General features: G+C 64.8%; 31 protein-coding genes and 1 riboswitch. Of the genes, 14 read left to right on the forward strand and 17 right to left on the reverse strand.

Annotated features, from left to right (window positions below):
* Positions 1-22: 22 nt before the first annotated feature.
* From MTR72_RS08880 to MTR72_RS08890, 3 genes are all read right to left on the reverse strand, one after another.
* Complete coding sequence (locus tag MTR72_RS08880) at positions 23-754, reverse strand: response regulator (protein WP_280968450.1); 732 nt, start codon at positions 752-754, stop codon at positions 23-25.
* The gene (locus MTR72_RS08885) at positions 751-1,293 is read right to left on the reverse strand and encodes a MarR family winged helix-turn-helix transcriptional regulator (protein ID WP_280968451.1); all 543 of its coding nucleotides are present in this window, start codon (positions 1,291-1,293) and stop codon (positions 751-753) included. The genes MTR72_RS08880 and MTR72_RS08885 overlap by 4 nt, the downstream gene beginning before the upstream one ends.
* 128 nt (positions 1,294-1,421) lie before the next feature.
* The gene (locus tag MTR72_RS08890; protein WP_280971190.1) at positions 1,422-1,649 is read right to left on the reverse strand and encodes a hypothetical protein; all 228 of its coding nucleotides are present in this window, start codon (positions 1,647-1,649) and stop codon (positions 1,422-1,424) included.
* Here MTR72_RS08890 and MTR72_RS08895 point away from each other — a divergent pair.
* The 5 genes from MTR72_RS08895 to MTR72_RS08915 all read left to right on the forward strand — a co-directional run bounded on the left by MTR72_RS08895 (position 1,630) and on the right by MTR72_RS08915 (position 6,320).
* On the forward strand, positions 1,630-2,712 hold the full coding sequence (locus MTR72_RS08895) for a branched-chain amino acid aminotransferase (protein ID WP_280968452.1): 1,083 nt from the start codon (positions 1,630-1,632) through the stop codon (positions 2,710-2,712). The two genes, MTR72_RS08890 and MTR72_RS08895, sit on opposite strands and share 20 nt — an antisense overlap.
* Positions 2,713-2,843: 131 nt before the next feature.
* A complete protein-coding gene (locus MTR72_RS08900) occupies positions 2,844-3,734 on the forward strand; it encodes a branched-chain amino acid aminotransferase (protein WP_280968453.1) in 891 nt (296 codons plus the stop codon).
* Between the two features lie 334 nt (positions 3,735-4,068).
* Positions 4,069-5,451: a histidine--tRNA ligase gene (hisS, locus tag MTR72_RS08905; RefSeq protein ID WP_445819566.1), complete on the forward strand. Its 1,383-nt coding sequence runs from the start codon at positions 4,069-4,071 to the stop codon at positions 5,449-5,451.
* 55 nt (positions 5,452-5,506) lie between these two features.
* Positions 5,507-5,755 carry a tautomerase family protein gene (locus MTR72_RS08910; RefSeq protein ID WP_280971319.1) on the forward strand — a complete coding sequence of 83 codons (249 nt, stop codon included), beginning with the start codon at positions 5,507-5,509 and terminating at the stop codon, positions 5,753-5,755.
* A 196-nt stretch (positions 5,756-5,951) separates the two neighbouring features.
* The gene (locus MTR72_RS08915; RefSeq protein ID WP_341510305.1) at positions 5,952-6,320 is read left to right on the forward strand and encodes a thioesterase family protein; all 369 of its coding nucleotides are present in this window, start codon (positions 5,952-5,954) and stop codon (positions 6,318-6,320) included.
* A gap of 140 nt (positions 6,321-6,460) precedes the next feature.
* Here MTR72_RS08915 and proC read toward each other — a convergent pair whose 3' ends face one another.
* Together proC and MTR72_RS08925 are read right to left on the reverse strand one after the other, a co-directional pair.
* On the reverse strand, positions 6,461-7,288 hold the full coding sequence (proC, locus tag MTR72_RS08920; RefSeq protein WP_280968456.1) for a pyrroline-5-carboxylate reductase: 828 nt from the start codon (positions 7,286-7,288) through the stop codon (positions 6,461-6,463).
* A gap of 198 nt (positions 7,289-7,486) precedes the next feature.
* Complete coding sequence (locus tag MTR72_RS08925) at positions 7,487-7,987, reverse strand: type III secretion system chaperone family protein (protein WP_280968457.1); 501 nt, start codon at positions 7,985-7,987, stop codon at positions 7,487-7,489.
* Positions 7,988-8,395: 408 nt separating this feature from the next.
* Positions 8,396-8,556, forward strand: a riboswitch (FMN riboswitch).
* A gap of 76 nt (positions 8,557-8,632) precedes the next feature.
* On the opposite strand from MTR72_RS08925, the gene MTR72_RS08930 reads away from it, so the two are divergent.
* Positions 8,633-9,223, forward strand: a complete 591-nt coding sequence (locus tag MTR72_RS08930) for a 6,7-dimethyl-8-ribityllumazine synthase (RefSeq protein WP_280968458.1) — start codon at positions 8,633-8,635, stop codon at positions 9,221-9,223.
* A gap of 217 nt (positions 9,224-9,440) precedes the next feature.
* Here MTR72_RS08930 and MTR72_RS08935 read toward each other — a convergent pair whose 3' ends face one another.
* Together MTR72_RS08935 and MTR72_RS08940 are read right to left on the reverse strand one after the other, a co-directional pair.
* Positions 9,441-10,394, reverse strand: a complete 954-nt coding sequence (locus MTR72_RS08935; RefSeq protein WP_280968459.1) for a ribose-phosphate pyrophosphokinase — start codon at positions 10,392-10,394, stop codon at positions 9,441-9,443.
* Between the two features lie 194 nt (positions 10,395-10,588).
* Positions 10,589-11,224 carry a hypothetical protein gene (locus tag MTR72_RS08940; RefSeq protein WP_280968460.1) on the reverse strand — a complete coding sequence of 212 codons (636 nt, stop codon included), beginning with the start codon at positions 11,222-11,224 and terminating at the stop codon, positions 10,589-10,591.
* A 93-nt stretch (positions 11,225-11,317) separates the two neighbouring features.
* Between MTR72_RS08940 and MTR72_RS08945 the strand changes: the two genes are divergently transcribed.
* Positions 11,318-11,893, forward strand: a complete 576-nt coding sequence (locus MTR72_RS08945) for a hypothetical protein (RefSeq protein WP_280968461.1) — start codon at positions 11,318-11,320, stop codon at positions 11,891-11,893.
* Between the two features lie 54 nt (positions 11,894-11,947).
* Here MTR72_RS08945 and pgeF read toward each other — a convergent pair whose 3' ends face one another.
* Genes pgeF through MTR72_RS08965 form a run of 4 tightly spaced genes read right to left on the reverse strand, consistent with a single transcriptional unit; the run spans position 11,948 to position 15,443 of the window.
* Positions 11,948-12,715 (reverse strand): peptidoglycan editing factor PgeF, encoded by a 768-nt coding sequence (pgeF, locus tag MTR72_RS08950; RefSeq protein ID WP_280968462.1) that lies wholly within the window; start codon positions 12,713-12,715, stop codon positions 11,948-11,950.
* Complete coding sequence (locus MTR72_RS08955; RefSeq protein WP_280968463.1) at positions 12,712-13,830, reverse strand: class I SAM-dependent methyltransferase; 1,119 nt, start codon at positions 13,828-13,830, stop codon at positions 12,712-12,714. The genes pgeF and MTR72_RS08955 overlap by 4 nt, the downstream gene beginning before the upstream one ends.
* Positions 13,831-13,851: 21 nt before the next feature.
* Positions 13,852-14,697, reverse strand: coding sequence for a prolipoprotein diacylglyceryl transferase (lgt, locus tag MTR72_RS08960; RefSeq protein WP_280968464.1), 846 nt, complete (start codon positions 14,695-14,697; stop codon positions 13,852-13,854).
* 14 nt (positions 14,698-14,711) lie between these two features.
* Complete coding sequence (locus MTR72_RS08965; protein WP_280968465.1) at positions 14,712-15,443, reverse strand: dienelactone hydrolase family protein; 732 nt, start codon at positions 15,441-15,443, stop codon at positions 14,712-14,714.
* 164 nt (positions 15,444-15,607) lie between these two features.
* Here MTR72_RS08965 and MTR72_RS08970 point away from each other — a divergent pair, with 164 nt between their 5' ends.
* The 4 genes from MTR72_RS08970 to ychF all read left to right on the forward strand — a co-directional run bounded on the left by MTR72_RS08970 (position 15,608) and on the right by ychF (position 18,744).
* Positions 15,608-15,871 (forward strand): accessory factor UbiK family protein, encoded by a 264-nt coding sequence (locus MTR72_RS08970; RefSeq protein ID WP_280968466.1) that lies wholly within the window; start codon positions 15,608-15,610, stop codon positions 15,869-15,871.
* 250 nt (positions 15,872-16,121) lie between these two features.
* Positions 16,122-16,847, forward strand: a complete 726-nt coding sequence (locus tag MTR72_RS08975; RefSeq protein WP_280968467.1) for a 50S ribosomal protein L25/general stress protein Ctc — start codon at positions 16,122-16,124, stop codon at positions 16,845-16,847.
* Between the two features lie 57 nt (positions 16,848-16,904).
* Positions 16,905-17,510 (forward strand): aminoacyl-tRNA hydrolase, encoded by a 606-nt coding sequence (gene pth / locus MTR72_RS08980; protein WP_280968468.1) that lies wholly within the window; start codon positions 16,905-16,907, stop codon positions 17,508-17,510.
* A gap of 136 nt (positions 17,511-17,646) precedes the next feature.
* Complete coding sequence (ychF, locus tag MTR72_RS08985; RefSeq protein ID WP_280968469.1) at positions 17,647-18,744, forward strand: redox-regulated ATPase YchF; 1,098 nt, start codon at positions 17,647-17,649, stop codon at positions 18,742-18,744.
* 116 nt (positions 18,745-18,860) lie between these two features.
* Here ychF and MTR72_RS08990 read toward each other — a convergent pair whose 3' ends face one another.
* Positions 18,861-19,157, reverse strand: a complete 297-nt coding sequence (locus MTR72_RS08990; RefSeq protein ID WP_280968470.1) for a DUF4282 domain-containing protein — start codon at positions 19,155-19,157, stop codon at positions 18,861-18,863.
* A gap of 169 nt (positions 19,158-19,326) precedes the next feature.
* Between MTR72_RS08990 and MTR72_RS08995 the strand changes: the two genes are divergently transcribed.
* The 3 genes from MTR72_RS08995 to MTR72_RS09005 all read left to right on the forward strand — a co-directional run bounded on the left by MTR72_RS08995 (position 19,327) and on the right by MTR72_RS09005 (position 20,606).
* Complete coding sequence (locus MTR72_RS08995; RefSeq protein WP_280968471.1) at positions 19,327-19,779, forward strand: MaoC family dehydratase; 453 nt, start codon at positions 19,327-19,329, stop codon at positions 19,777-19,779.
* The gene (locus MTR72_RS09000) at positions 19,779-20,261 is read left to right on the forward strand and encodes a MaoC family dehydratase (protein ID WP_280968472.1); all 483 of its coding nucleotides are present in this window, start codon (positions 19,779-19,781) and stop codon (positions 20,259-20,261) included. The genes MTR72_RS08995 and MTR72_RS09000 overlap by 1 nt, the downstream gene beginning before the upstream one ends.
* A gap of 198 nt (positions 20,262-20,459) precedes the next feature.
* The gene (locus MTR72_RS09005; protein WP_280968473.1) at positions 20,460-20,606 is read left to right on the forward strand and encodes a hypothetical protein; all 147 of its coding nucleotides are present in this window, start codon (positions 20,460-20,462) and stop codon (positions 20,604-20,606) included.
* 43 nt (positions 20,607-20,649) lie between these two features.
* On the opposite strand, the gene MTR72_RS09010 is transcribed toward MTR72_RS09005, so the two are convergent.
* The 5 genes from MTR72_RS09010 to MTR72_RS09030 all read right to left on the reverse strand — a co-directional run bounded on the left by MTR72_RS09010 (position 20,650) and on the right by MTR72_RS09030 (position 24,051).
* Positions 20,650-20,787, reverse strand: a complete 138-nt coding sequence (locus tag MTR72_RS09010; protein ID WP_280968474.1) for a hypothetical protein — start codon at positions 20,785-20,787, stop codon at positions 20,650-20,652.
* Positions 20,788-21,113: 326 nt separating this feature from the next.
* Positions 21,114-21,530, reverse strand: coding sequence for a hypothetical protein (locus tag MTR72_RS09015; protein WP_280968475.1), 417 nt, complete (start codon positions 21,528-21,530; stop codon positions 21,114-21,116).
* A 200-nt stretch (positions 21,531-21,730) separates the two neighbouring features.
* Entirely contained in the window at positions 21,731-22,633 is a 903-nt protein-coding gene (locus MTR72_RS09020) for a hypothetical protein (RefSeq protein WP_280968476.1), read from the reverse strand.
* 267 nt (positions 22,634-22,900) lie between these two features.
* Positions 22,901-23,341 carry a nuclear transport factor 2 family protein gene (locus MTR72_RS09025; protein ID WP_280968477.1) on the reverse strand — a complete coding sequence of 147 codons (441 nt, stop codon included), beginning with the start codon at positions 23,339-23,341 and terminating at the stop codon, positions 22,901-22,903.
* A gap of 263 nt (positions 23,342-23,604) precedes the next feature.
* Positions 23,605-24,051: a nuclear transport factor 2 family protein gene (locus tag MTR72_RS09030; protein ID WP_280968478.1), complete on the reverse strand. Its 447-nt coding sequence runs from the start codon at positions 24,049-24,051 to the stop codon at positions 23,605-23,607.
* Between the last annotated feature and the right edge of the window lie 29 nt (positions 24,052-24,080).

Raw genomic sequence — 24,080 nt, forward strand, 5'->3', positions numbered from 1 at the left:
GTCGCGCTTCACTGCTCTGGACTTACGGCGTCGCCACCAGCCGGTAGCCGATGCCGCGCACCGCCTGGAGGAACAGCGGATTGGCGGGGTCGGTCTCGATCTTGCGCCGTAGGCGATTGATCTGCACGTCGACGGCGCGCTCGTTGACGCTGCCGTTTCCGGTCAGCGCGCTGCGCGGCACGGTTTCACCGGGGGTCTCCGAGAGGATCCGCAGCATCTCGCGCTCGCGGTCGGTCAGGTGAATGACCTCTTCGCCCTGACGCAATTCGCCGCGATCGAGGTGGAAGACGTATGGCCCGAACGCGATCTTCTCGACCGTCGCGGCCTGCGGCGGCGGTGCGGCACGCTTGAGAATGTTGATGATGCGCAACGCGAGCTCGCGCGGCTCGAACGGCTTTGCCACGTAGTCGTCGGCGCCGATCTGAAGACCCTCGATCCGAGCTTCCGCCTCGTGCCGCGCCGTCAGCATCACGATCGGCACCGACGAGGACTGGCGGATGAAGCGGGCGAGGTCGAAGCCAGTCTCGCCGGGCATCATGACGTCGAGGATCAACAGGTCGAAATGCAGTCCCATGAGCTTTGCGCGGGCGTCCGACGCGCTCGCGGCGGTGGTGACGCGGTAGCCTTCGCCGGCGAGAAAGCGCGACAAGAGATCGCGGATGCGGCGGTCGTCGTCGACCAAGAGGAGATGCGGGGCATCGTCGGCCGGGCGCGCCGGCGGACGTGCGAGAGTGGCAGCGAGCGGCACGTTCACTCCTTTGCGTCAGGGTTGCCCGAGGCGAAGATCGTCTCGAGCACCTTGTCCGGATCGTCGCGGTCGATCATCGCGCGCAGGAAGCGCTTGACGGTCTCCGCATCCTGCGGGCCCATTTCGGCGAGCGCCTTGGTGATCCGCGTGGTCTGGAGCCCGGCGAGCTTCTGCACCAGCGCCTCGCCCTTTGGCGTCGCATATAGCAGGCGCTGGCGGCGGTCGTTGTCTCCGGTCTTCTGCACGATGTAGCCCTCGTCCAGGAGCTGCTTGAGCACGCGGCCGAGCGACTGCTTGGTGATGCGCAGGACGTCCAGGAGGTCGGCGACCTTCAGGCCGGGGTAGCGGTAGACGAAGTGCATGACCCGGTGATGCGCCCGGCCGAAGCCGAAAGCCTCCAGCTCCTGGTCGGGATCACCGACGAAATCGCGATAGGCGAAGAACAGGAGCTCGATGATATCCCAGCGCAAATTGCCTCCATCGGACGCGGCCGGCCTGGGCTCGGCGGCGTCATGAGAGGATGTCGCGAAATTTATGTCAGGCATATTGACGTATCTTGGGTTCAATGTTACAAAACGATCAGCCCGCACGAAATTTTAGATCGCTTCGCGTCGGGTGGCTTCGTCCAAGTCGGCCGGGGATAGCCGGACAGACGGCGACGGCCGGATGAGATCTACCGTGCGATTGTCGAGCGGCATTTCGGCAAAACATACTGGACTTCCGCCTTCCGCAAAAGCATGTCCTCCGCGGCATGCTGGCCACGGAAACCGGCCGTAAAAAGGCTGGCGGTGGTCCGGTTCAAATTCAATCGAGCCAGCCGGGCCCGAAACAGACAGGCCGGCGCCGGAATGGCGCCGATACCGACAGCGGGAGGCAAGGAAATGAGCATGAAATTCGACATCCAGCCCGCCGCAAATCCGACCTCCGAGAAGGACCGCATGGCCAAGCTCGTGGACCCCGGCTTCGGGCGGATTTTCACCGATCATATGGCGATCGTCCGCTATAGCCAGGCCAAAGGCGGTTGGCACGATGCGCACATCGAGGCGCGCGCCAATTTTCAGCTCGATCCCGCCGGTGCCGTGCTGCACTACGCGCAGGAGATTTTCGAAGGCCTCAAGGCCTACAGGCGCGACGACGGCGGCGTGAACCTGTTCCGCCCCGACGCCAATGCGCGGCGCTTCAAGGCTTCGGCCGAGCGCATGGCGATGGCGCCGTTGCCCGAAGACGTCTTCATCGAAGCGGTCGAGCAGGTCGTGCGCATCGACCGCGCCTGGATCCCGGGCGGCGAGGGCAGCCTCTATCTTCGTCCCTTCATGATTGCGAGCGAGACCTTCCTCGGCGTGAAGCCGTCCTCCGAATACATCTTCGCGGTCATCGCTTCGCCGGTCGGCTCCTATTTCAAGGGCGGCCCTGCGCCGGTGTCGATCTGGGTGTCGGAGAATTACACGCGTGCCGCGGTCGGCGGCACCGGCGCCGTCAAATGCGGCGGCAACTACGCCGCGAGCCTGCGGGCGCAGGCTGAGGCCATCACGCATGGGTGCGATCAGGTCGTCTTCCTCGACGCGATCGAGCGCCGCTACATTGAGGAGCTCGGTGGCATGAACGTCTTCTTCGTCTTCGACGACGGCTCGCTCTCGACGCCGCCGCTCGGCACGATCCTGCCGGGCATCACCCGCGACTCGATCATCGCGCTCGCCAGGGACGCCGGCAAGACGGTGCGCGAGGAGCTCTATTCGATCGATCAGTGGCGCAAGGATGCAGCGAGCGGCAAGCTGAAGGAAGCGTTCGCTTGCGGCACCGCCGCCGTGATCTCGCCGATCGGCAAGGTACGCTCGGTGAGTGGCGACTTCGAGATCGGTGGCGGTGTGGCAGGCCCGGTCGCCATGGGACTGCGCAAGCAGCTCGTCGACATCCAGTACGGCCGGACCAACGATCCGCACAACTGGATCAGACAGGTCGTCTGAACCGGCGGCGGAATTACTCCGCCGCGTCTGCGACAGACTGAGATTTCCTGACTGAAGCACGGACGGCACGCGTCTCGCCGGGACGCGCGCGGCCGCGTGCGCGCAAAATTCAACGGCACCGGGAGAGAGCCATGGGAGTTTCATTCGACAAGATCGACGGCGTCATCTGGTTCGACGGCAAGCTCGTGCCGTGGACGGAGGCCAATGTCCATGTGCTGACCCACGGCCTGCATTACGCGAGCTGCGTGTTCGAGGGCGAGCGCGCCTATGGCGGCAGGGTGTTCAGGAGCACCGCGCATTCCGAGCGGCTGAAGGCGTCGGCGGGCATCCTCGATTTCGAGATTCCCTATTCGGTCGCCGAGATCGATGCCGCAAAACAGCTCGTGATCGACGGCAACGGCCTGCCAAATGCCTACCTGCGCCCGATCGCCTGGCGCGGCTCGGAGATGATGGGCGTCTCGGCGCCGAACAACACCATTCATCTGGCGATCGCCGCCTGGACCTGGCCGAGCTATTTCGATCCCGCGGAGAGGCTGAAGGGCATCCGCATCGATCTTGCCGAGTACCGCCGGCCCGATCCGCGCACGATCCCCGCGCTTGCCAAGGCGAGCGGTCTCTACATGATCTGCACCATCTCCAAGCATAGGGCCGAACGGAAGGGCTACGCCGATGCGATGATGCTGGACTGGGAGGGCCGGGTCGCCGAATGCACCGGCGCCAACATCTTCTTCGTCCGCGACGGCAAGCTGCACACACCGATCGCCGATTGCTTTCTGCCCGGCATCACGCGCGCGACCGCGATCGAACTGGCGCAGCGCCGCGGCATCGAGGTGGTCGAGCGCCGCATCATGCCGGAGGAGCTCGACGGATTCACCGAGTGCTTCATCACCGGCTCCGCCGCCGAGATAACTCCGGTCTCCGAGATTGCGGCGTGGAAATTCACCCCGGGCGCAATCTGCGAGCAGTTGATGCGGGACTACGCCGCGGAGGTGCAGCCCAAGGGCAAGCAGGCGGCGGCGTAGGAAGCTCTCGTGTCCCGGACGCGGTACAGCGCCGCTTCAGCGCTGTGCCGCAGAGCCGGGACCCATCCCGCCGCGTCTGGACCCCGGATCAGCAGCGCACCACGCCGCAAGCGCGGCGTGCTGCGCAGCATCCGGGGAACGCCACAGGCAGTCGAGGCGCCATGAACTCCCCCGCAAGCGTGGCTAGGTGAAGAGAACTCCGGTTGCCGCCTTGCGCGTCGGCTGGTAAACGCCGCGCATGGCCGAGAAACCCAAAAAACCCCAGAAACTGAAGGCGCGCCTGCCGCGCGGGCTCGAGGATCGCGATCCCGCCGCGATCAAGGCGACGCGCCAGATGGTCGAGAAGATCCGCGCCGTCTACGAGCTCTACGGGTTCGAGCCAGTGGAGACGCCGGCGATGGAATTCACCGATGCGCTCGGCAAGTTCCTGCCCGACCAGGACCGCCCGAACGAGGGCGTGTTCTCGTTCCAGGACGATGACGAGCAGTGGATTTCGCTCCGCTACGACCTGACCGCGCCGCTGGCCCGCTACGTCGCCGAGAATTTCGACACGTTGCCAAAGCCCTATCGCAGCTACCGCGCCGGCTACGTCTTCCGCAACGAAAAGCCCGGCCCCGGCCGCTTCCGCCAGTTCATGCAGTTCGATGCCGACACGGTGGGCTCCGCGACGCCGGCGGCCGATGCCGAGATCTGCATGATGGCCGCCGATACGATGGAGGCGCTGGGCGTCAAGCGTGGCCAGTATGTGGTCAAGGTGAACAACCGCAAGGTGCTCGATGGTGTGCGCGATGCGCTCAGCATCGCCGATGACGGTCAGTGGCTCACCGTCATGCGCGCGATCGACAAGCTCGACCGGCTCGGCCTTGACGGCGTCCGGCAGTTGCTCGGCACGGGTCGCAAGGATGAGTCCGGCGACTTCACCAAAGGGGCAGGGCTGAACGAGGATGACATCACGCTGGTCGTTTCCGCCATCGAACAGAACAAAGATGCTCCGATCGATCCGCGCCTCGGTGCAAGCGCGATCGGACAGCAGGGGCGCGACGAGCTAGAAGAGATCCGCAGGCTCGTGACCGCCGCGGGGTATGGCGAGGACCGCATCAAGATCGATCCGTCGGTCGTGCGCGGCCTCGAATACTACACCGGCCCCGTCTATGAGGTCGAACTCCTGCTCGACACCAAGGACGAGAAGGGCCGCCCAGTGCGATTCGGCTCGGTCGGCGGCGGCGGCCGTTATGACGGCCTGGTCTCGCGCTTCCGCGGCGAGCCGGTGCCGGCGACCGGCTTCTCCATCGGAGTGTCGCGGCTGCAGGCCGCGCTGACGCTGCTCGGCAAGCTCGACACGCGGCCCGAGTTCGGGCCCGTCGTCGTTACAGTATTCGATCGCGACCGCGTCGCAGACTATCAGAAGATGGTCGCGACCTTGCGAGGCACCGGCATCCGCGCCGAGCTCTATCTCGGCAATCCCAAGAACATGGGCAACCAGCTCAAATATGCCGACCGCCGCAATGCGCCTTGCGTGATCATCCAGGGGTCTGATGAGAAGGCCCGCGGCGAGGTGCAGATCAAGGATCTGATCGAAGGCGCGAAGGCGGCCGCTGCGATTGCCTCCAACCAGGAATGGCGCGAGAGCCGCCCGGCGCAGTTCTCATGCAGCGAAGCCGAGCTCGTCGCGAAGGTGCGCGAGGTGCTGGCGCGCCATGACGTGAGCTGGGGCTAGCCATTCGCAAGCGACGTCGTGCCCGGGCTTGTCCCGGGCATCCGCGTCCTGTTTGATGGCGGCCGTCAATGGCCGGTGTTCGGCCGCAAGGGAGAGAAAGATGCCTGAGATCACCATCAGCATGGCCGAAGGCCGCACCGACGAACAGAAGGCCGGCATGATGCGCGACATCACTCAGGCGCTGGTGAAGAATCTCGGCGTCGACGCCGAAGCCGTCGTCATCCAGATCAACGAAGCTCCGCTTCGCCACAAGATGAAGGGCGGCAAGACGTTTGTAGAACGCGCAGCCGCGGCGAAGAAATAGTTTCGACCACAGCGATAAGCCCGGCTGCTGAAGCAATCACAGCCGTCGTCCCGGCGAAGGCCGGGACCCATAACCCCAGGGAGCGGTTGTGGGCGTGAGCTATGAGTTGCGAGTCTTCGCCAAACTCAAGCTTGTGGTTATGGGTCCCGGATCCTCCGCTTCGCTTGTCCGGGACGACGATTTGGATGGAGCAAGCATGGACGCACGCGACTTCATCAAAATCGGCATGAGCGCCGAGCGCACGCTGGTGGTCCCGGCGGAGCGCACGGTCGGGCATTTCGTGCCCGGCATGCCGATGGTCTATGCGACGCCGATGATGATCCTGGAGATGGAGATGACCTCGGGCGACGCGATCCGCAGCGTGTTGAGGCCGGGTTGGGTCACGGTCGGCACCGAGGTCGATATCCGCCATCTCGCAGCAGCCCTCGTCGGCGCGACGGTGCGGACCACCGCGAAGGTGGTCGCGGTCGAGCGCCGCGTCATCCGCTTCGAGGTCGAGGCGTTCGAGGGCACGCGCAAGCTCGGCGAGGGCCGCCACGCTCGCGGTCTCGTCAATGTCGCATAGCCGCGGGCTCGAAACCGTAGGGTGGGTTAGCCGAAGGCGTAACCCACCACGGTCTGTTCCAGCGGAAGCTAAAGTGTGGGTTACGCCGAGCGGACCGCGCTTGGCGCAGCCGCCGGGCTAACCCACCCTACGAAACTTAGCTACTTCGCCAGCTCCTTCGATCGCTTCGTCGCTGCGGCGATTGCGCGGATCATCAGATCGCGCAGGCCGGGCTCGCCCATCAGCACTTCGAGAGCCGCAGCGGTGGTGCCGCCGGGCGAGGTCACGTTCTGGCGCAGCGTGCTTGTCGCAAGCTCCGAGCGGTGCAAGAGCTCGCCGGCGCCGGCGGCCGTTTCGCGTGCGAGCTTGGTCGCGAGCGCCTCGGGCAGGCCGGCTTCCACGCCGGCGCGGGCAAGCTCTTCGGCGAGCAGGAAGACGTAAGCCGGGCCCGAGCCGGAGACGGCGGTCACCGCATCCATCAGGGTTTCGTCGTCAACCCATTCCACCGAGCCGGTGGCGCGCAGCAATGCATCGGCCACCGCGCGCTGCTGCGTGCTGACATTGCTCGCCGCGACCGCAACGGTGATGCCGCGGCCGATCGCGGCCGGAGTGTTCGGCATCGCGCGCACCACCGCGCCGCCGCAGACCTCCTGAAGCGAGGCGATCGTGGTGCCCGCCATGATCGACACCACCGAGGTCTTGTCCGAGACGAACGGCTTCAGCCTGGCGCCGGCCTCGCGGAAGGATTGCGGCTTCACCGCGACGACCAGCGTCTCGACCGTGCCGGCCGCCGTCACATCGGGGTTGAGCGCAACGCCCTTTGCCGCGAGCGCGCTGATCTCCGGCGAGAGGTGCGGATCGATCACCGCAATGCGGCGCGGGTCGAGCCCGCCCGCCAGCCACCCGCTCAGCATCGCGCCGCCCATCTTGCCGGCGCCGGCGAGGAGGATGGTGCCGGTGACGTTTTGAAGAGTGCTGTCGTTCGCCATCGCTGTTGCCACACGTAAAACCGTCGTCCTGGCGAAAGCCAGGACCCATTACCCCAAGGGGTTCTAGTGGATGAAGGGCAGAGCAACAAGGCGTGCCACAAGCGGCATCACGCGGTATGGGTCCCGGGCTCGCGCGGAGCCTGTCATCGGGTCCCGCTTCGCGCGGACCCGTTGGCGCGTCCCGGGACGACGAGGGCCTTACGCCTCTCCCACCGTATCGAACATCGCCGCGTCCATCGCTTCAGTCGTGGTCTTGCCTGCCCACACTACGAACTGGAACGCGGGAAAATAGCGCTCGCAGGCATGGATGGCGCCGGCGAGCATGGTCTCGCATTGCGCGGTCGAGGCGGTCAGGCCGGCGGGCAGCACCAGGGCCTGACGATGCATGATCATGCCGGTGTTGGTCCAAAGATCGAAATGCCCGATCCACAATTGCTCGTTGACGGCAGCGACGAGCCGCTGCACCTCCGGTCGGCGCGCGAGCGGAATCTTCATGTCGAACGCGCAGGCCAGATGCAGCGCCTCGATGTCGCCCATCCACGTGAAGGAGAGCTGATAGTCGGTCCACTGTCCCTTGGAGACGATGGTGAGCTCGTCCTCGCCGGAACGTTCGAACGGCCAGTTGTTGCTGGCGGCGATGTCCTCGACCACCGCGAGCGGATGGTTTCGGGAATCGATAGTGCCTTCGAGCAGGGACATGCCGTCTCGACCTCTTGCCTTCTTGTTGTCTTTGATACGCACGCGGTTGGCCCGGCGCACGCTCCCTCAACGTCGCTACGCGATCCCCTCGGAGTCGCTGTTGCGATCCCTCGGATCAACGCGGGCCTGTCGCGATCAAGTGATGTGATTTGCGGAATCTGCGCAACTGGGTCCCGAGTCCGTCCACAACCTCGGACTCGTTCGTCCACAGCTCATCTCCGCCACAATTCTTAACGGGAAGAACAAACCGGAATCGGATTCCCGAAAGGGCAACCGCTCACGAATTCCGCCCTGCGGGGCGGGACCGACATGGCGGCATGGGACCATGCGGTTTGCCTATGCGGAACGCACTTGCTGCGGCCGCGCACCCGCGTCATATTTCCGTTCAGGTCGCTCATCCCGGGCGGCCGATGTTCTCAGGGCGGGGTGAAAGTCCCCACCGGCGGTAAGGGCCCAAAAGGCCTAAGCCCGCGAGCGCCTTCCAGCCGGGTTTTCGCCGAATGGAAGGGTCAGCAGATTCGGTGCAACTCCGAAGCCGACGGTCAAAGTCCGGATGAAAGAGAACGGTCGGTGGCAGACGCATCGCAAGATGCGGCTGTTTGTCGTTCCGTGTGCCCTGATTCTGGTCCTTAACCGAGGAAAGCCATGAATCAGATGTTGCAAGACCCGCAAGTCGAAGCTTCGCAAGCCCAAACTTCCGAACAAGCCCAAACGCAACCGCCGCCGGTTCCACAGGATCTGCCGCCGGTGCTCGAGCATCCACGCTTCGCCAGGCCGCAACGCGTGGCCTTCGTGCAGGCCTGCTGGCATCGCGAGGTGGTCGAGGAGGCCCGCATCGCCTTCCTGAAGGAGGCGGAGGCACGCCACCTCAATCATGTCGACGTGTTCGAGGTGCCCGGTTCGTTCGAGATTCCGCTGCATGCACAGATACTCGCCAAGACGCGGCGCTATACCGCGATCGTGGCAGCCGGCCTCGTCGTCGACGGCGGCATCTACCGTCACGAGTTCGTGGCCGACACCGTGATCAAGGCGCTGATGGACGTGCAGCTCCGCACCGAGGTGCCTGTGTTCTCGGCCGTGCTGACGCCGCAGCAATTCCATGAGACCGAGGTGCATTACGACTTCTTCCGCAAGCACTTCGCCATCAAGGGCACCGAAGTCGCGCAAGCCTGCGCCAACACGCTGCTCGGTCTCGAGCGCCTGCGCGGCCAGGTCGCGGCGGGAATCGTGGGGTAAGCTGCTTGATCGGTGAGGGACGGGACGGGAGGACCGCGCTCTCCCTCGCCCCGCTTGCGGGGTCGCGACGAGCTTCGCTCGCGCTGAGAGGGTGGGGTGAGGGGAGTCTCCGCAACGTCGGTGAGGGCGGGACTCGCGGAAGCTCCCCCTCACCCGGAATTCAAGCTTCGCTCGAATTCCGGCCTCTCCCCGCAAGCGGGGAGAGGCAAAGAAAAAACTAGTCGAACAGGCTCGAAACCGACTCTTCCGCGGCGGTGCGCGTGATCGCGTCCGAGATCAGGCTGGCGATCGGCAGCGTGCGGATGTTGGCCGACTTGAGCACGGCCTCGGTCGGCTGGATCGAGTCGGTGATCACGAGCTCCTTGAGCTGCGAGGAGGCGATGCGTGCCGCCGCGCCGCCGGAGAGCACGCCGTGGGTGATGTAGGCGTAGACTTCCTTGGCGCCCTTGGCGAGCAGCGCGCCGGCCGCGTTCACCAGCGTGCCGCCGGAATCGACGATGTCGTCGACCAGGATGCAGGTATATCCGGAGACGTCGCCGATCACGTTCATGACCTCGGACTCGCCGGGACGCTCGCGCCGCTTGTCGACGATCGCGAGCGGGGTGTTGATGCGCTTGGCAAGACCGCGCGCACGCGCGACGCCGCCGACGTCGGGCGAGATCACCATCACCTTGGAGAGGTCGAACCGCTCCTTGATGTCGCGTACCATCAGCGGTGCGGCGTAGAGGTTGTCGGTCGGGATGTCGAAGAAGCCCTGGATCTGGCCGGCATGCAGGTCGAGCGTCATGACGCGGTCGACGCCGGCCTGCGTGATCAGATTGGCAACGAGCTTGGCGGAGATCGGCGTACGCGAACCCGATTTACGGTCCTGGCGGGCGTAGCCGAAATAGGGGATCACCGCCGTGATACGGCGCGCCGAGGAGCGGCGCAGCGCATCGGTGATGATCAGCAATTCCATTAGATGGTCGTTCGCCGGAAACGAGGTCGATTGCAGGATGAAGGCGTCCGAGCCGCGGACGTTCTCCTGGATCTCGACGAAGATTTCCATGTCGGCAAAGCGCCGCACCACCGCTTTGGTCAGCGGCAGATCCAGGCCTTGCGCGATGGCTTGTGCGAGGGCCGGATTGGAGTTGCCGGCGACAAGCTTGATTGAGCCGTTCTTGGCCGACATAGACGCTTCCTCCCGCGCTTTGCTGGATACGACTTTCAACATCTCAGACCCACTGGAAGCACGGTTTACGACGGGCGAGGAAATATCAGGCCCAAGGCCGCACTGGCAACCCGGGATGCTACGTTTTCCATGCGAAAATCCCGAGTCGGGCCAACGGTTTGGCCGGGACTTCTGAAAATACCTGGGGGCGTGGTTTAGCGCTGGTTATCGCTGGCATAGCCGAGTGCGGAGGCGGGCATGTCCGGCGCTATGGCGCCCGGCAGCACACCCGCCACCGCCGGTCCCCTCAGCCCCGGGGCAGCCCCCGGCACATCCGGCGAAGTCCCGTTGATCATATTGGAAAGTCCGCTGAATCCGGCCTGGGCGATCTTCCGCAGGACGAGGTCGTCGGCGGCTAACCAGGGGTCGCGCCCGCCCTTGGCCGAGGCCGGTTCCTCGCCCGACAGCCGCAGCGCGCGCTGCTGATTGGCGTCGTAGACGTCCCAGACCCAGGCGATCACGGTCTTGCCGCGCACGACCTGGGCGGAGAGGTAGCTGCGCACGCGGTAGGCGGCCGCCCCTTCGCGGGAGACGATCGACAGGCTGCGCAGCTTGGATTCGCTGTCGAGCACGCCCACCATGCGGTCGAACACCTGCGGCGGCGGCCCGTCGATGGATTCGAAGGCCACGGTCGCGCCGCTGCCCGCGCTCGGCGCCATCGCATACGAGTTGCTCGGCGCCCCGCCGCCGGCACAGCCGCCGAGCGCGCAAGCAATCGCGACCGATGCGGCCGCGATTGCGGCGCGCACGGTTGTCCCGGTTTGGCGCAGACGGGTTGACGCTTCCCTCATTGCGCCTTGCGATATCGTTAAAATACCTTAACGTCTAGGGCAGGCGGGACACAGGGCTTAACTGATCAAGCCAGTGCGCATGGGGACGGTCGGATGAGGGGCTTGGCGTTCGGCGTGATCGTCGCGTGCCTTGGGTTGGTGCCGGCTGCCGCTGAGGAGAGTGCGGCGGAAGTCATTCGATCCTTTGGATTGATCGGGACGTGGTCGGTCGATTGCAAACGGGATCCAAATCAGGTTTGCACGAACAACGGTTGCGGCGCGCGACTGACCTACGTTGTACCCTTCTCCGGACCGCCGACGATCAGAAACGTCATCGGCACGTTTTCACCAGGGCAGGTCAGGACATTCGTCAGCACGATCTATTCCGCAACTCGGGTCGCGGACGACAAGATCAAGATCGTGTCGGTTCAAGACCCTCCACCTAGCACGACGCTGGTGTGGTGGCGGCAACCTGGCGAGGTCTGGGAGATCGTCCTGCTCAAGGTCGGCGACAAATATCGCACATTTTCCGCACATCGCGAGGATCGGAAGAAGATTGACGTCGAAGAGGGTTTTGAGGTCCGGCCGCCACCGCCACCTCCACCCGCCAAGGCCTACGATGTGCTGCTGACGCAATGGGTGCGCACGCAGCGGCAAATGCCGCTATTCGAGAAGTGCAGCGACCAATGAGGGATGAGACGCGGTGGCGATTTGGCCTAACGTCATCGTCGTCTCTGGAGGCTCTTACCCTTCCAGCGCGATGGCGTGGATGTGCCGGCCGTAATCCGGCTCCTTGCGATGCACTGAGCGGCGGTAGCTGAAGAAGCGTTCGTCGGCATAGGTGTCGAGACCGAGATCGTCGATCATCAAGATGCCGGCGGCCTCCAGTCGCATCCGGATGAAGCCGGCGAGATCGAACATCGCATGGCCGTCGCGCACCGAGGGGATGAAGAACATCGCGTTGTCTGCATCCGCCTCGATGAAGCGCGCGACGAACTCGTTGCCGACTTCATAGCTCTCCTGGCGGATCAGCGGGCCGACCGCGGCGATGATGCTGCTGCGCGCAGCGCCGAGCTTCTCCATCGCCGCTATCGTCTGTTCCAGCACGCCGGTCAGCGCGCCTTTCCAGCCGGCATGCGCGCCGCCGATGACGCGCGCATGGGGATCGACGAACAGCACGGGCCCGCAATCGGCGGTGGAGACACCGAGCGCGATGCCGGGCGTCCTGGTGACGAGCGCATCGCCCTTGGGTCGCGGCCCGCTCGGCCACGCGCTTTCGGCGACGAGGACGTCGGGCGAATGGATCTGGTGCAGGCTGAGAAAGCGCTCCGGCGCGACGCCGACATGCTCGGCCATGCGGCGGCGATTCTCCGCGACGTGGGCCGGATCGTCGTTGGAGCCGAGCCCGCCGTTGAGCGCGGCATAGATGCCGCCGGAGACGCCGCCCTCGCGGGTGAAGAAGGCGTGGCGCAGGCCAGGCACTGCCGACAGCAGCGACGAAGCAATGGTCATGAGGCCCCTCCAGCCTGTTCGAGATCGCTAAGCCCCGCAATTCCGGTCAGCCGCGGCTCGGAGATGCCGAGCACCTTGAACATCGAGCCCATGCCGCCGCGTCCGGTGTCGGTCAGACGCTTCAGCGCCACCGAAATGTCGCTGGCGATGTCCGGCGTCGCCTTCTGCATCAAGGCGGCCGCGCGGGTTTCGATGCCGATGCGCTTGAGGAAATCGCCCTGCGTCACCGGGCCGTGTACGCGGGCGCCGACGTCCTCGGCCGCGCGCGCCAGCGCCTGGAAGTCGACATGGGCGGTGACGTCGGCCCGGCCCGGCGCTTTCAAGGGATCGGCGAAGGAGTGGCGTGCGATCGCCTGGAACGTGTCGCCGGCGTCGCTGCGCAAGTGGCCGTAGTCGATGATCAGCGCCGCGCCGTCCTGCTCGCGCACCCGCCTCGCGAGCTTCATGACCTCGGTGTCGGGGCGCCATTCGAACACGGCGCCGACGGGCGCGGCGCGCACCAAGCCCGGCAGCAGCACGTCGAAGCGCGGCGTCGGGTCGGCCGCCGCGCCGAACTGAAGCCTGCCGTTGTCGTCGATCTCGATCACGCGCTCATGCCAGCCGTTCTCGTGCCGGACCATCTGGTGGATCGGCAGCACGTCGAAATATTCGTTGGCGAGGATGATGCTCGGGCCTTCGGGCACGTCGTCGATGGTCTCGTGCCAGGTGATGTTGCGCATGCCAGAGAGCGTCGCCCTCTGCCGTTCGCGCAGCACCGGGTTGACTTCGACCATGTGGATATGAAGCGCCTGGAAGAGCGGCGGCAGCACGCGAAGCGCGCGCAGCGCATCCGCCATCATGGTGCCGCGGCCCGGGCCGAGCTCGATCAGCCGCAGCATCTGCGGCGAGCCCATCTGCCTCCACACCGACGCGCTCCACAGGCCGAGTAGCTCGCCGAACATCTGGCTGACTTCGGGCGCGGTGGTGAAGTCGCCCTCGCGGCCGAGCGGATCGCGCGAGACGTAATAGCCGTAGCGCGGATGCATCAGGCACAGTTCCATGTAGCGCCAGACCGGCATCGGGCCCGACGATTTGATCAGTGCCTTGATCTCGTTCAACAGCGGCGAGTCGGTCACGGCCTGCCTTCTCGAAAGGAACTAACGAACGGCCTCTGCCGGCCTCGGCGCCCCGCGCCGCACAGCCCATACAATAAGTATGCCGCCGACAATAAGCATCGGGATCGACAGCAGCATGCCCATGGTTAATCCGCCCCACAGGAAGCCGAGCTGGACGTCCGGCTCGCGGAAATGCTCACCGGCGATCCGGGTCAGGCCATAGATCAGGATGAAACTGCCGAGGATCATGCCCGGTCGTTTCAGCGCGCCGAGGCGGATCATGACCGCGAGCACGGTGAACAGCAGGATACCCTCCATTCCAGCCTCATAGAGCTGACTCGGATGGCGCGGCAAATGCGTGGGATCGTTGGGGAAGATCATAGCCCAGGGCAGGTCCGGGTCGGTGGCGCGGCCCCACAATTCGCCATTGATGAAATTGGCGATGCGGCCGAGCAGCAGCCCGACCGGGGCGACCGCGGTGGTGATGTCGCCAAGCGACAGGATCGAGATGCCGTTGCGATAGGCAAACCACATCACCGCGACGACGCAGCCGAGGAAGCCGCCATGGAAGGACATGCCGCCCTCCCACAACCGGAAGATCGCGGCGGGATGCTCGATGAAGAAGGGCAGGTTGTAGAACAGCACGTAGCCGGTGCGGCCGCCCAGGATGATGCCGAGCGTGACCCACAGGATGAAGTCATCGATCTGCACCAGCGAGATCGGCGCTGGCCCGCTCCACAGTTTCTCGTTCTTCAGCAGCGAGCGCGCATAGAGCCAGCCAAATACGATGCCGCAGATATAGGCCAGAGCATACCAGCGGATGGCGAACGGTCCGATCGCGATTGCGATCGGATCGAAGGACGGGAAGTCGATGAGCAGGAGGGGCATCGCGCCTTCTGTATCTAGACGAGATTGCGGCGATAGAGTGCGAGCAGCCGCTCCCAGTGCCGCTCGGCCGCGTCGCGGTCATAGACCGGACGCTTGGGGAAGGCGAAGCCGTGATGGGTGCCAGGATAGATCTCGACCTCGGCCTTCGCACCGCTCATACCCTGCTTCACCTTCTCGATGATCTCGGCCGGCGCATAGATGTCGGTCTCGGCGCAGGCGAAATAGAGTTCGGCCTTGGTCTTGCCGGCGGCGAGATGCGGGCTGTCGTCCTGGTCCGTCGCAAGCTGCGTGCCGTAGATCGAGGCGGCCGCTTTCACGCGATCGGGAAAATGCGTGGCGGCGTTGACCGCGTAGCGGCCGCTCATGCAATAGCCGACGGTGCCGACGATCTTCGTGTTCGCGGCGGCCTGGCCCTCCGCATAGGCGAGCAGGGCTTTGCTGTCCTCCATGATCATGGGAATGCTGAGCGAGCTCATGAGCTGGAACATGCGCTTGCGTTCCGGCGCATTCGGGTCGGCCGGTAGCGCTCCGAGCTCCATTACGCCGGAGCGGTAGTAGAGATTCGGCAGCATCACGTAATAGCCCGATGTCGCGAGCCGGCGCGCCATGTCGCGCAGCTCCTCGCGGATCGCCGGCGCATCCATGTAGAACAGGATGACCGGAAACGGCCCGCCGCGTTCGGGATGGGAGATGAAGGTTGCGGTGTGGCCGTCCTTGGTGGGAATTGCGATCTGCTGGTCGATCATCTCTTGCGCCTTGTGATTCTTCTTATGCAGGGACGTTGAATACGATTGCAAGGAAACCAGGGCATGACAAGGATACCTCCGGGCCGGGCAAAGGCCCTTGAACCGTCCTGTCCGGATTGCCATTGTTCCTTGAGCTGTTCGCGCAAAGTTTATCGGAGGCCGCCATGACCCAGACCACCAATCGGTTTTTCGACGAGATCGGCCGTCTGATGAACGACGCCGCCGGTGCCGCCCAGGGCGTCAAGCGCGAGTTCGATACCGTGATGCGCAGCCAGGCCGAAAAATTCCTGCGCGACATGGATCTGGTCAAGCGCGAGGAGTTCGAGGCGGTCAAGGACATGGCGCGCCTCGCCCGCGAGGAGAACGAGGCGCTGAAGGCACGGATTGCGGCGCTGGAGGCCAAGCTGGGCGGAACATCGACGGCTTGAGGGGCTCATCAATTGCCCGTACCCGGATCCAGCGCAGCGCAATCCGGGAGCCGCGTTCCACCCGGATTTCGCTGCGCTCCATCCGGCCTACCCGGTACTGGTCGGCGGCCCATTCTCCTTGTCATTTCCGCATCTTCCGGGTAAAAGCCCGCCACGTCCGCGGCCCCCGCACCCCTGGAGGCTTGCTGTGGACAGCACCATGGGCCGCCTTGCGGCCCATTAACTTTTGCAAAAACAAGGACTTAACGTTATGGCGACCGTCAAGGAATTGAAGGCGACTGCACGTCCGAAGAGCGGCAAGGGGGCCGCCCGGGCTGAGCGTCGCGCCGGGAGAGTGCCCGGAGTGATCTATGGCAACAACCAGCCCCCGCTCCCGATCTCGGTTGACCATCGCGAACTGCGCCAGCGCATCCTCGCCGGCCGGTTCCTGACCACGCTGGTCGACATCGACCTCGACGGCAAGAAGCACCGCGTGATTCCGCGCGACTTCCACCTCGATCCGGTCAAGGACTTCCCGATCCATGTCGACTTCATGCGGCTTGGCGAAGGCGCCACCATCCGCATCAGCGTGCCGCTGCATGTGGTGAAGGCGGAAGGCTCGCCCGGCGTGAAGCGCGGCGGCACGGTCAACATCGTTGCCCACGCAGTCGAGCTCGAATGCGGTGTCGAGAACATCCCGCAGTTCATCGAGGTCGATGTCGGCTCGCTCGAGATCGGTCACTCGCTCCATTTGTCGGACGTCAAGCTGCCGAAGGGCGTGAGGGCGCTGACCCGCGAGGACGCGACCCTCGTCACCATCGTGCCGCCGTCCGGCTATGCCGAAGAGCAGAAGGCGGCGGCTGCGGCTGCGGCCGGTGCTGCGGCTCCGGGTGCTGCGGCGGCTGCTCCGGCGGCTGGCGCGGCTGCGCCGGCTCCGGGTGCTGCGGCTCCGGCGGCGGCTGCCAAGGCTCCCGCCGGCGGCGACAAGAAGAAGTAATCTCTCAAAGCCGGCGCGCGGTCCTGATCGCGCGCCGAGCGAGGGGCGCGCCGCGTCATGCGACTCTTTGTTGGGCTCGGCAATCCCGGCGCACGATACGCACGCAACCGGCACAATATCGGCTTCATGGCCGTCGACGAGATCGCGCGGCGTCATGGTTTCTCGCCATGGCGCCGTCGCTTTCAGGGCGAGACCTCGGAAGGCGTACTCGGACCTGAGCGCGTCATCCTGCTCAAGCCCACGACCTACATGAACGAGTCGGGCCGCAGCGTTCAGGAGGCGGCAAGCTTCTTCAAGATCGCACCTGGCGACGTCACCGTGTTCCAGGACGAGCTCGAACTGCCGCCGGGCAAGGTGCGGGTCAAGATCGGCGGCGGCATCGCCGGCCACAACGGTCTGCGCTCGATCTCTGCCCATATCGGCAATGAGTACCGCCGGGTGCGGCTCGGCATCGGTCATCCCGGCGTCAAGGAACTGGTGCACGGCCACGTGCTGTCGGACTTCTCGAAGGCCGACGGCGAATGGGTGGCGACGCTCTGCGATGCGGTTGCCGAGCACGCCGCGCTCCTTGCCAAGGGCACGGACGCGACGTTCGCGAACAAGGTGCATCTCGCCATGCAGGCGAAGGGGTTTTTGACCAAGGACGACAACGGCAAAGAGTAGGGTGGGTTAGCCGATCGCGTTCGCCGAAGCTTCAACAAGCGAAGGCGGAAGGCGTAACCCACCATGCCACGGCGGGAAAAGTGGTGGGTTACGCTACGCTAACCCACCCTACGATTGCACTGCGCTAGAGGACACGATGGGATTCAAATGCGGAATTGTCGGGTTGCCCAACGTCGGCAAGTCGACCTTGTTCAACGCGCTGACCGAGACGGCTGCAGCGCAAGCTGCGAACTATCCGTTCTGCACGATCGAGCCGAATGTCGGTGAGGTCGCCGTGCCCGATCCGCGGCTGGAGAAGCTGTCGGCGGCCGCGAAGTCGGCCCAGATCATCCCGACCCGGCTGACCTTCGTCGACATCGCCGGTCTCGTGCGCGGCGCCTCCAAGGGCGAAGGCCTCGGCAACCAGTTTCTCGCCAACATCCGCGAGGTCGATGCGATCGCCCATGTCGTGCGCTGCTTTGAAGACTCCGACATCACCCATGTCGAGGGCAAGATCGCGCCGCTCGCCGACATCGAGACCATCGAGACCGAGCTGATGCTCGCCGATCTCGACAGCCTCGAGAAGCGCGTCGACAACCTCACCAAGAAGGCCAAGGGCAACGACAAGGAAGCCAAGGAGCAGCTCGACCTCGTCAACCGCACGCTGGTGCTGCTGCGCGACGGCAAGCCGGCGCGCCTCGTCGAACGCAAGGCGGAGGAGGAGCGCGCCTTCTCGATGCTCGGCCTGTTGTCGTCGAAGCCCGTGCTTTACGTCTGCAATGTCGAGGAAGGCTCCGCCGCCACCGGCAACGCTTTTTCCAAAGCGGTCGAAGAGCAGGCTGCCAAGGAGGGGGCGGTCGCCGTCGTCATCTCCGCCAAGATCGAATCCGAGATCGCGACGCTCTCACGTGAGGAGCGCGTCGATTTCCTTCAGACCCTCGGCCTCGAAGAGGCCGGCCTCGACCGCCTGATCCGCGCCGGCTACAAGCTGCTCGACCTCATCACCTACTTCACCGTGGGGCCGAAGGAGACACGCGCCTGGACCATCCATCGCGGCACCAAGGCGCCGGCGGCGGCCGGCGTGATCCACACCGATTTCGAAAAGGGCTTTATCCGCGCCGAGACCATCGCCTATGACGACTATGTCGCGCTTGGCGGTGAAGCCGGCGCCCGCGATGCCGGCAAGCTGCGCCTCGAAGGCAAGGACTATACCGTCGCCGACGGCGATGTGATGCATTTCCGGTTTAATACGTGAGTTCTTGCGGGATTCGTAGGGTGGGTTAGCGAAGCGTAACCCACCACTTCTCCCGCGGCGATGAAAGCGGTGGGTTACGCCTTCGGCTAACCCACCCTACGGCGCCGGTGCCTGCCTCACTTCATCCCGCCGCCCTGGTCGCGGATCGCGCCGAGATGCTCGTTGATGCGGAAGACGATCAGGATCAGCTCGGCGGCGATGCGCGAGAACACGATGCCGACGACGACGCTTGCGATCGACGACAGCAGCACCAGGAAACCGCCGAACGGGCTGATCGCCATCGTAGCGAGACCGGAGAAGACGCCGGAGAGGCCGAACAGGCAGATCAGCGCGATCACCAGCCAGTAGAAGGTCTTGATGATCGTCGGCGTGATGAAGCGGTCCCATTGAAACAGATCGCTGAATGAAAACATTACTCCCCCCAGGGCAAATCGGGCCTCGGCCCTTGGTTGATCCGACTCAAAACCAAACGACTCGGACCCAGGCCGCCGCGTCGAATGTAGCACGAGCCATGCGGGCCGGCGGGTTGAGATTGCCGCAAAGTGCGGCCACAATCTGTCAATTCCGCAAAGCTTTCCCAAGATGACCCTGACCTTCGAAGACTTCCCGCCCGGCCGGTTCGGCACGTTCGGCCCGCGCCATGTCACCCGCGACGAGATTCTGGCCTTTGCCGCCGAGTTCGATCCGCAGCCCATGCACCTGGACGAGGAGGCGGCAGCTAGAAGCATGCTGTGCGGCCTGTCCGGCTCGGGCTGGCACCTCTGCTCGCTGATGATGCGGATGATGGCCGATGGCTTCATCACCCGCGCCGCCTCGCTCGGCTCGCCCGGCGTCGACGAGGTGCGCTGGCTCTCGCCATTGCGGCCCGGCGATGACCTCACGCTCGACGTCGACGTCGTGGAAGCGCGCACCTCGAAGAGCCGGCCCGCACTCGGCATCGTCAAGTTCAAATGCGTCGCGCGCAACGCCAAGGGCGAGGTGCTGTGCGAGATGACCTCGCCGATCCTGATCAAGCGGCGCGAGGGGGCGGTCTGATGTGGTTCTTCGAAGAGATCGAGATCGGCCAGCGCCGCGAGATCGGCGCCTATACGTTCACGGCCGAATCCATCAAGACGTTCGCCGCGAAGTTCGACCCGCAGCGCTTCCATCTCGACGAGGAGGAGGGCAAGAACTCGCTGTTCGGCGGGCTCGCAGCATCCGGCTGGCACGTCGGCTCCGCCTGCATGAGCCTGCTCGTCGCGGACGGCCAGCGGCTGGCGAAACAGGCGGCCGCGCGCGGCGAGGAGGTCGCTGTGTGGGGGCCGTCGCCGGGATTCCGCGATCTGCGCTGGATCAAGCCGGTGCTGGCCGGCGACACCGTCAGCTACGTCAGCGTCATCATCGACAAGCGCGCATCTGGCTCGCGTCCCGGCTGGGGTATCCTGACGGCCCGCACCACTGGCACCAACCAGCGCGGCGAAGAGGTCTACTCCATCACCGCCACTGCGTTCGTGCCGATGCGCGAGAAGGGCGGTTAGACCAGTTCCAATCTCAACGGCGGAAATGAATGGCGGAGTGTTGCTCGCGCGCTATGGACGCGATTCAGGCCGGCTGCCATAAGCCTTTTCGAAACGGCGCCGCCCGCGAAGCATCCGGCGGAACCACCAGTTGCTAACCAATTATGAACCTGTCGCAGCCTATTTGAACGAATAGGCAGAGGACAGGGGACGAGAACAATGGCAGACCGCGGCGCACTTAAGCTGGTCGGATTTATCTTCGCTACCGCGACGCTGGCAGTGATGCTGGTCGCCGGCATGGTGGTGAAGGGCTATGCCGACGGTGGCTACACTCTCGAAGCCTCGACCGTCGAAGCGAGCGACTAAGACTTCGTTAACGCTGTCGAGCCGGATTCCCCGGCATCGCCGCTCAGCGGCTGTAGACGAACGCCAGCACCGCAATCGCGATGGCCAATAGTCCGACGAAGCGCAGCATGATCGTGCCGAACTGGGTCGGCGCGGGCCGCAGCGGAATCGGGTCCGTGTTGTCGGGCCGAATGCTTTCCATGTGTCTTGTCCCCTGGCCCGGCCGCAAAGGCTGCGGGCGCTTGGCATTGGTCGTCGGGGCGTTGGGGAAAGTTCAAAGCGGGCGGGGGCCGGTCTGACTGCGTGGCCGGTGCCGCAATCTCCGCCGTCATGCCCCGGCTTGACCGGGGCATCCAGTACGCCGCGGCTTCTCGGCTCCAGCCTCGTTGTCTCTGGAATACTGGATCATCCGCCTGCGCGGGTGATGACACCGACTGTGGGGCGCCAGCGTGCCCCACGCATCCCCCCAAAATCAAAACCGCCGCGCCCGTTGCGGGAGCGCGGCGGTCCATGACGTGTGAAGCGTGATCAGCTATTGCGCAGACCGTCGGCGGCGCGCTTCCATTGGGAAACGTTGTCGGCGATCATGCGGGTCGACTTCATCGCGGCCTGGCTGAGCTGGGCGTAGCCGGAGATCTCGCGCTGGACGCGCTGGCCTTCGGCGTGGAGCAGGTCACGCAGGCTCTCGAGCTCGGAGATCAGGTTCTCGATCTCGGCGAGCGAGGTGCCGGCGACGCGCTGGATCAGCGAGTTGACGTTGTTGACGGTGGCCTCCGCGTTGGGATCGAGCGCAGGCTCGCTGCCGGATGCCGGCCGGCGCAGATAGGCAATATCGTTGCGCACGAAATCGCGGATGCCGGCCTCGACCTCCGTCACGGCGGCAAGGTTGGTGTCGACCGTCTCGGTCTCGGTGGATTCAATCTTTTCCGGGCGAGTGGCGTTCATCGTTGTTCCCCTGTTCGCGTTGAGCGCAGCGCGAGTCTCCCCCGCACGACGACGTCTGTGAGGCGACCTCCATCAAGGCGTCCGATTTTGACAGCAACTAGGCCAAGATGCGGCAAGGGCGGACCATTCGGGGGCTTTGCCGTGGCGTAAGGTTACGAATGTCTGAAGGCTTGCCGCCGGCGGGGAGGGGCGAAGAGGACTCACCAGCTCGTCTTGAAGCCCGCGGTGAGGCTCTTGTTGATCGCACCTTGCGAGGTCTCGCCGACGGAGCCGGAGACGGTGACGTTGTCGAACAGCTTCTGCTCGGCGCCGAACTTGCGCAGCCATTTGTCGTCGGTGGTCGACAGCGTCTGGCCGGCGGTGATGCTGGTGCCGGTGTCGGTGATCGTGACCTTGGCGGACTGGTCGGTCTCGTAATTGCGGATGGTGTGCCCGCCGATGCCGGGGAGCGCCGTCGTGCCCTGCTGGTTCACGCTGTAGCCGTTCTGAAGCGTTAGCGAATAGTCGCTCGAGAGCGGCACCGACTTGGTCAGGGAGGCACCGAGCCGGCTCTGCTCGGCGCCGGGATCGACCCGGGCTTCCACCGCGGTCTTGTCCCAGATCGAACCCGCGCCCGGCGCGGTCGCTTTCGCCCAGGCGCTGCCGGAGGATTGCGGCAGGCTGCCGCCATTGGCGGCCTTTTCCGCCAAAAGCTCGGACATCGTGGTCGGCTCGCTCGCCACCGTCATATCGGCGCCGATCCGCGTGTCCCAGAACGAAAACACCGACCGCTTCACGGTGACGGCGGAGGAGCCGTTCGCGTTGGGGTTCGACGACCAGTCCAACCCGTCCTTGGCTGCCGCCTGCGCGCGCTTCTTCGCGGCGATGATATCGTTGAGCGTGCCGGCGTCGACTGCGAGCTGGCTCCAGTCGAGCTTGTCGACGTCGATCCCCTTGAGCACGTCGGTGTCGTTGACATCAGGCGTCGCCGCAGCCTCCGCCTCGTCGTCAGGCGCAGCGGCGGCCTGTGGAATGATCTGGGCCGAGGCCGTCAGCACCGAGCCGAAAATCAACGCGGCCGCCAGCACTGGCAGCCTCCAGCCAAAACCTGTCGAGAATTCCATCGTCCTGCCCGCGAGCCCCGGCGCATGCTTTCAGAACCAATATAGAGCGGCATTCCGCGAAGACCATGCGCCATTCGGTCCGTGTCGAACATGCGGTTATATCATTGCGAAATTGTGGCGGCAGTTATTGAGGCCGCGAACCAACGGGCCGCGCGGCAGGCGCGCGCCCGATGACGAACTCTGCGCGACGGCATCCGGCGGGGCTGGAGGCCAGGACATCGCGAGCGTCGCCATCGGTCCCGAAAGCGGGGCCCGTTGGCGTCCCCCTCACCCCACGCTGGTCATCTTGGGCAGATGAATGGCGCGGCCAAGTGCCTGCTCCACGAGGTCGAAGGTGTCGATCAGCACGCGCATGTTGACGAGGCGGCCCGCTTTGAACTGGGCGAACTGCGCCACCCGCAGCGAGAGCGGCTTGTCGGAATCGAGTGCGGTCAGCGAATAGCGCAGCATCGAGGCGGCGGAATCGATGCCCAGCATGATGCTTTCGCGATCGAAGCGGCGGACATGGAAGTTGTCGGCGAGCTGGCGGATGACGTCGAGCACCGCCTGCTTGCCGTGGCGCGCGCCGAAGAACGGAAACATGTCGATCGGGCCATAGAGTGCCCAGTCGACGTCCTCGTCGATCAAGGCCTCGATGTCAGCGAAATGCCGGTCGTTGATCGCGCGATGCAACGCGCGCGAGAAACGCCAGAGGCTGTGCTCTGTCATTTTGAGCAGTCCTGAAGCTGGCTTGCAAAAAAATGGAAAACAGCCCCATGCAGTGCCGCCGGGCCCGTCAACTCATTGGTGCGCGAACAAATACGGGATTTCGGCCAAAACGCAATTCACGTTTTTGCAATGCACAATTGTGCGTAGTTTGTGAGATTTGCAATAGAACCCCGTATTTTGCCGGTCGCCACCGCGCGTCGGCCCGGGCGCGGGCGCCACGCATTCCGTGTCGTCCTGGCGAAAGCCAATACAACGTCAGCAAATTACTCCACCCTCGCGCCCACGATCAGCGGTCCGATGTCGCGCTCCAGCACCTGCTGCACCAAATCGTAGGAATCGATGATCTCGCGGATCTCTGCCACCAGCCCGCCCCGGAAGGTGTAGAACACGGCCATGTCGAACTGCACGATGCGCTCGTTGCTGCGCTTCTTGAAATAGGTGTGCATGTAGGTCGCGACCTCCTCGCCCTCGGTGACGATGTGCGGCGTCTTGTAGCGAATTTCGGAATAGCGCGACCAGATCGTCTGCCAGAGCTCGCGCAGCTCCTCCTTGCCGTGCCGCGGCACCATGTGCGGCAGCACGTCGATCGGCGCGTGGGTGAGGAAGTCGACATCCTCGGTGCAGCACGACAGCGCCGCGTCGAGATCGCCGCGCGCAAAACTGTCGAGCAGATGGAGCACGCGCTGTCTGTTCAACGATTCAACCGTCATGCTACGTCCGCCTTCGTCGGCCGTCGATC

Source organism: Bradyrhizobium sp. ISRA442, assembly GCF_038085055.1.
Lineage (GTDB): Bacteria > Pseudomonadota > Alphaproteobacteria > Rhizobiales > Xanthobacteraceae > Bradyrhizobium.